This is a genomic window from Labilibaculum sp. (assembly GCF_041595635.1).
Lineage (GTDB): Bacteria > Bacteroidota > Bacteroidia > Bacteroidales > Marinifilaceae > Labilibaculum.
Window position 1 is genome coordinate 1 of sequence record NZ_JBFHJW010000111.1, and the last position, 5,786, is coordinate 5,786.

At 35.3% G+C, this 5,786-nt stretch carries 4 protein-coding genes; 1 reads left to right on the forward strand and 3 read right to left on the reverse strand.

Annotated elements, in window-relative coordinates; translation table 11 throughout:
- Positions 1-102: 102 nt before the first annotated feature.
- From ABYT26_RS17335 to ABYT26_RS17345, 3 genes are all read right to left on the reverse strand, one after another.
- Positions 103-1,002: an ATP-dependent endonuclease gene (locus ABYT26_RS17335; protein WP_372756239.1), complete on the reverse strand. Its 900-nt coding sequence runs from the start codon at positions 1,000-1,002 to the stop codon at positions 103-105.
- A gap of 87 nt (positions 1,003-1,089) precedes the next feature.
- Positions 1,090-4,056, reverse strand: a complete 2,967-nt coding sequence (locus ABYT26_RS17340) for a type I restriction endonuclease subunit R (RefSeq protein WP_372756240.1) — start codon at positions 4,054-4,056, stop codon at positions 1,090-1,092.
- A gap of 165 nt (positions 4,057-4,221) precedes the next feature.
- Positions 4,222-5,148, reverse strand: a complete 927-nt coding sequence (locus ABYT26_RS17345) for a tyrosine-type recombinase/integrase (protein ID WP_372756242.1) — start codon at positions 5,146-5,148, stop codon at positions 4,222-4,224.
- A 77-nt stretch (positions 5,149-5,225) separates the two neighbouring features.
- On the opposite strand from ABYT26_RS17345, the gene ABYT26_RS17350 reads away from it, so the two are divergent.
- A partial coding sequence (locus tag ABYT26_RS17350) for a restriction endonuclease subunit S (protein ID WP_372756244.1) occupies positions 5,226-5,786 on the forward strand: 561 nt, incomplete at its 3' end.

Below are 5,786 nucleotides of genomic sequence, written 5' to 3' on the forward strand. Positions count from 1 at the left end.
AAAACAAGCGGAAGAAGCCAAAGGATTTTGGAACCCCTGGCGAACTTTTTGCCGAGACCCGAGGAGTGAACGCCATATTTCCTTTTCAATTCTTATTGTATTTTACTGCATACGCAGGACACGAGCTAAAGAAGCTCGCGCTAGCGGGGGTAATTCAGCAGCCATACATAGCAGATTAAGTGAACCTAATCCTGATTTATTTTCTTCGAGCACCAAATCTAAATCCCGAAGAATTTCACTTATTTCGTCCTTATCAATCTTTATCCCAGCTTTTCTATCCTCATTTTTAAACAAAAAATCATCTGTTAAAAAACCATTAATTGCTCTTGTTATTTTCTTTCCCTTTTTATCCTTTTTAAAATAATCTACTACTTGACCACTATACTCTTCATGATGCTTCTCCAACTTATGTTGCTTTTTACTCCCTACATCATCAAACTCTGTTTTAAATGCCTTTAGGTTTTTTAGTATTTGAGCTAAGCGAGATTTCCTACCGTGAGTCATATCTGTTAATGCATCGCGCAATGGCTTTAAATAAATAACTCGTAATAAGTCACGAGCTTCCCCTTCCATGTAATTGCCATCCAAATCAACACCAGCACTAACCCTAGGATATATATTATTATCTTTTCTATTGGCTGTAAGCCAAATTTTCAATTTGTATTTTCCATCTTCATCAAAGCCTATCCACTCTAAAAAATGCCCTGCATCAGCTGCAGAAAATCCTGAAAATGTACATTCAATCTTTAGATCAGTAGCCCTCTCTGTTCCTACTTTGTAGAAATCTTTCTCATCTAGTTGAATAAACTCTTGGCTTTGCGTTTTAAGAACATATCGAATGGCATCAATAATTGCAGTTTTTCCAGAATCATTCTCTCCTACTAAAACATTAACTCCCTTTTTAAATTTTACCTCAAAGCCAGGTTGAGCATTTTCTATTTTATTACCTTTTTTTAGGCCATACTTTCTAAAGTTCCAGATTTTAAGTTCGGATAAATACATGATCATTCGAGTTAGTTATTTACAACACCCATATTAAAGCAATAAAAGAACAGTTTAAAATCTTGTTAAGTTTGAATAAGCAAATCCCTACCCCGCAATCCCACTAATAAATGTCTCTACAAACTGTACAATTTTGCTAGTGATTCGTTCGGCGGTAGTACGTCGTTCTTTTAATGCTGGGCGTTTTTTTATCATGGAAATGATATCGTCGCGCATTGGTTTTTTCTCTGTAAAGAGATAAGTTCCAATTGTTGCTTCTAATTTATCAGGATCTAATCCTTCCTGCTCACTTATAGCTTGAATTGCAATTTGGCGTTCTTCGTTTATGAATGATTCAAATTCAGTTGGGATATTTTCTGAATCGTCAATTTCGGGTAAATTCTCGTGAATAAACCTTTCAACCAATTCTCGTTTGCTACGCATTTTAGCATCTCCTGAGATAATGTCGATAATTGCTTTTTTCTGTTTTTCGTGTTCTTCTTCAGTTAAGTCTTTTAACTTGGCGAGAAGCTTCAAAATATAAGCCACATTTATTTCATCCCGGTGTATCAGTTCCAGCTCAAAATCAACATCGCCTAGAATGGATACTTTTTCTTTTTGATGGGCTGATTTTGCCTTGTCGTACAAATCGAGGTATTTACTTTTGTAGTCTTCGAAATTTTGTTCCTGCATTGACAGATCATCGAAAGTGAATTCAGTGAAAGTTGCCAATACGTTTTTTAGACGCATCAATTCTCGGAATGCTTTGATGAATTCCAACTCTTTTTCTTCGTCCTGTAGGTCGTTTACGCTATTTACAGTTGGTGTAATTTGCAATAAGTCAATAAATGCCTGATTGAATTTAGCAACATACTCTTCGTAGGGCTGCATGATGATTTCATCTTTGGCATTGATGTTCGAGAATAGAGAGATAGCATCGTCGGTTGCGTTTTTCAAATTTCGGAAACAAACGATATTCCCCTGAGATTTTAATTCGTTTATAATACGGTTGGTTCTGGAGTAAGCTTGAATTAAACCATGGTATTTTAAATTTTTATCGACATAAAGGGTATTCAGTGTTTTGCTGTCGAATCCTGTTAGAAACATATTCACAACCAACAAAACATCAATTTGTTTGTGCTTTACACGTTTGGCAACATCGTTATAATAGTTATAAAAACTCTTAGAATCTTTTGTTGTGTAATTGGTACCAAATTCTTTGTTGTAATTTTGAATAAATTCTTCGAGATAATCGCGTGAATGTTTGTGCAATAAATTTTCTTTTGCATTTGTTAATACGTTGCATGCAACTTCTCCACCTGGATTATTGCCAGTAGTTGTATTATATTCTGGATTTGCTTCGGCAGCTATAGGTATAGTATCCTCTCTCTCATCCATAAACTCATCGTCGATAAAGTCCCCCACTGCATCCTTATCGTCCTCGTTTGCTTTGTATGAGAAGATCGTTGCAACCTTCAGGTTATGCAGACCTTGCTCCTTTTTCTGTTGAAACAATTTATAGTATTCAATAACCGGAGTAAAACCGGTTTCCCGATCGACGCCTGATACTGCAAAAATGCTGGTGAACTCTCTGCTATGCGTTTTTCTATTGTGATTCGTTATTATATAATCAACAATATTATTTAAACGCTGTGGCGCATTCATTACCTCGGTCTTATCAATGGCTTCCACATCGATATCCAGAATGTTGTCCTTCTTTTTGAAGGTTCGAATGTATTCTACTGAAAACTTTAATACATTTTCATCGCGAATGGCATCGGTAATCACGTATTTATGAAGTGGTTTTTCCCCACCAAATAACATTGCCGTGGTCCGTTTACCAAATTCGTTGGTTCCTGCATTTTTCTCAAAAATTGGTGTCCCGGTGAAACCAAACATTTGGCAATGGGTAAAGAATTTTTCAATATCTCCATGTGTTTTACCAAATTGCGAACGGTGACACTCATCAAAAATGAAAACAATACGTTTGTCTTTTTGGGTTTCCATTCTGGCTAAATACCTTTTTTTGCTTATAGCTGTATTTAGTTTCTGAATGGTGGTTACAATCAGCTTGTTGTCACCAACCAATTGCTTTACGAGCGTATTGGTATTGCTTGTTCCATCTATACTGCCCTTGCTAAAGCTGTTAAACTCCTTGGTGGTTTGGTAATCGAGATCTTTACGATCGACTACAAAAACTACTTTGTGCACCTTAGGAAAGTTGGTGAGAATTTGCGCTGCTTTAAAGGAAGTTAATGTTTTTCCTGAACCTGTGGTGTGCCATATGTACCCATAATTTCTTGACTTCTGCACCCTATCAACTATCGCCTCTACCGCATAAAACTGATAAGGACGAAGCACCATTAAAATTTTATCGGATTCGTGAATTACAATATACTTTGTTATCATTTTAGAGATATGGCAAGGCTCTAAAAACAAATCAGCAAAATCGGGGAGTTGAGTAATGAGTTTGTTGTTGACATCAGACCAATAAAAGGTTTGCTTAAACGAACGAGCCTTTATTGGACTATTGGCATAGTATTTTGTATTGACCCCATTGCTGATAACAAATATCTGAATGAATTGAAATAAACCGTGCCCTGCCCAATAGGAATGACGCTCGTAACGATTGGTTTGATTAAAAGCCTCTTTTAACTCCAAACCTCGACGTTTTAATTCAATCTGCACCAAAGGCAGACCGTTAATTAGAATGGTAACATCGTAGCGATTTTTATACGAGCCTTCCATGGTAACCTGTTGAGTTACCTGAAACTGATTTTGACACCAATGAATTTGATTGATTAGTTCAATGGTTTTATGCTCGCCCTTATTGTTAGTATAAGGTACCCGATCGCGAAGGATTTTGGCTCGCTCGAAAACATTGCCTTTGTTAATGAAACTTAGTATCTGCTTAAAATCGTTATCGGAAAGCTCGATTTTATTGTGAACTTCCAATTGTGATTTCAGATTAGCCAAGAGATCTTTTTCATCTTTAATCGTTACAAATTTATAGCCCAGTTCTTGTAACTGAGCAAGAAGATTGTTTTCTAATATTTGTTCGGGTTGAGTGGTCATAAATTATCTGAATCAGGATTTTATCGATTATACGATTTACAGGATTTAGTTTTTATGTGAATTAAAAACCTTTTAAAATAATAATATAAGTCTCAAAATTAACGATAACAAAATTACAAACAAGTGGTTTGGATTTTTTTTGTTAAAAACAAAGTGTTCCCCTTGTTAATTCAATGACCTCAACATTTGGTTAATGGCTTTTTTCTTTTGCTCTGTATTGGGATGAACATAAAGGTTTAAGGTTGTACTGATGTTAGAATGCCCCAATAACACACTAACCGTTTTGTAATCGCAATTGCTCTCGATACAGCGTGTCGCAAAGCTATGGCGCAAAGCATGAAATTTTAAGTATGGTATTTCGAGCTTATCCATAAAGAATTTGTAATAGTTCCGATAGGTACGAGGTTCGGTTGGCTTTGCTTCGTTGGTTAAGACATAAAACGAACTATTGACTATTTTCTTAACCGACTTTAGCATTCGTAATAGGTCACGGCTCATGGGTATTTCTCGTACTGAGTTTTTGGTTTTCGGTGTATCCATAATCAGCTCGGTTTTACCAATGCCGTTTTCGGTGGTATAAATACGCTGAATGGTTTTATTTATACTTATTAGACCAGTATCGGTATTTATATCTTCCCAGGTAAGCGCACAAACTTCGCCAATACGCATACCCGTACATAGACATAGGTAAACGCCTAAATTCCGAAAAGTAAAATGTTCCTGGATATAGTTCATTATCTTTTTCTGGTTGGCACGACTTAAAACCTCTAAGTGTTTCCCTTTTTGCTCTGTTGGATAACGAATTTCAAAAGCTTCATAATGCAGTAGTTTTTGTTTTGCTCCGTACTTGAGAATCATTTTTAAAACAATGAGTATATCCATTATCGATTTTTTAGCCAATCCTTCATCTAATTTTCTAAATACAAAGGCTTGTACTTCATCCTCGCTTATCTGATAATTGTTACCAAAGGCGGGTAAAAGGTGATTTTCTACCAATAGCATATAAGCTGAAATAGTTGACCTTTTTACATACTGCTTTTTATCGCTTAGCCATAAGTGGCTAATTGCTGAAACTTTAATTTGTTTATTCATCTTTATCTTTTAAGATTAAAAAGCTCAAAGAAAATAAAAAGGGGATTCTGAATCTCTAATTCCTCAATGTTCCAAATTTGAGATTCCCTGAGTTTGAGGGGGATGGTAATTATAAAAAATATCGTTTTGAAGATATTTTTAATTTCTCAACCGGAAAGAATATAAAACAAAGTGAAGCTTCGCCTGAATTTGAACATCCATGTGTAAGGTATGGTGAGTTATATCATATGTATAATGAAGTCATTTTAGATGTGATAAATAGAACCGATTTAGACAAATCAGAATTGCTTTTTAGTAACGGTGATGAGATATTGCTCCCTTCGGCAGGCGAAGACCCGTTAGATATTGGGTCGGCTTCTGCATTAACGATTACTGATATTGCTATTGGTCGAACAATAAATATTTTAAGACCCAAAGAAGAATTACTTTATTCGCCAATCTTTGTTTCATACTATATAAATAAACGATTAAAAAAGACAATAGCATCTCTTGCTAAAGGAGTAAGTATAAGTAATGTTTATAATTCTGATTTGAAAAAATTAGAGATAACACTGCCAAACTTTAAAGAGCAAAATAAAATAGCAACTCTTCTTGCAACCATTGAAGATAGAATTACTACCCAAAACAAAATCATTGAG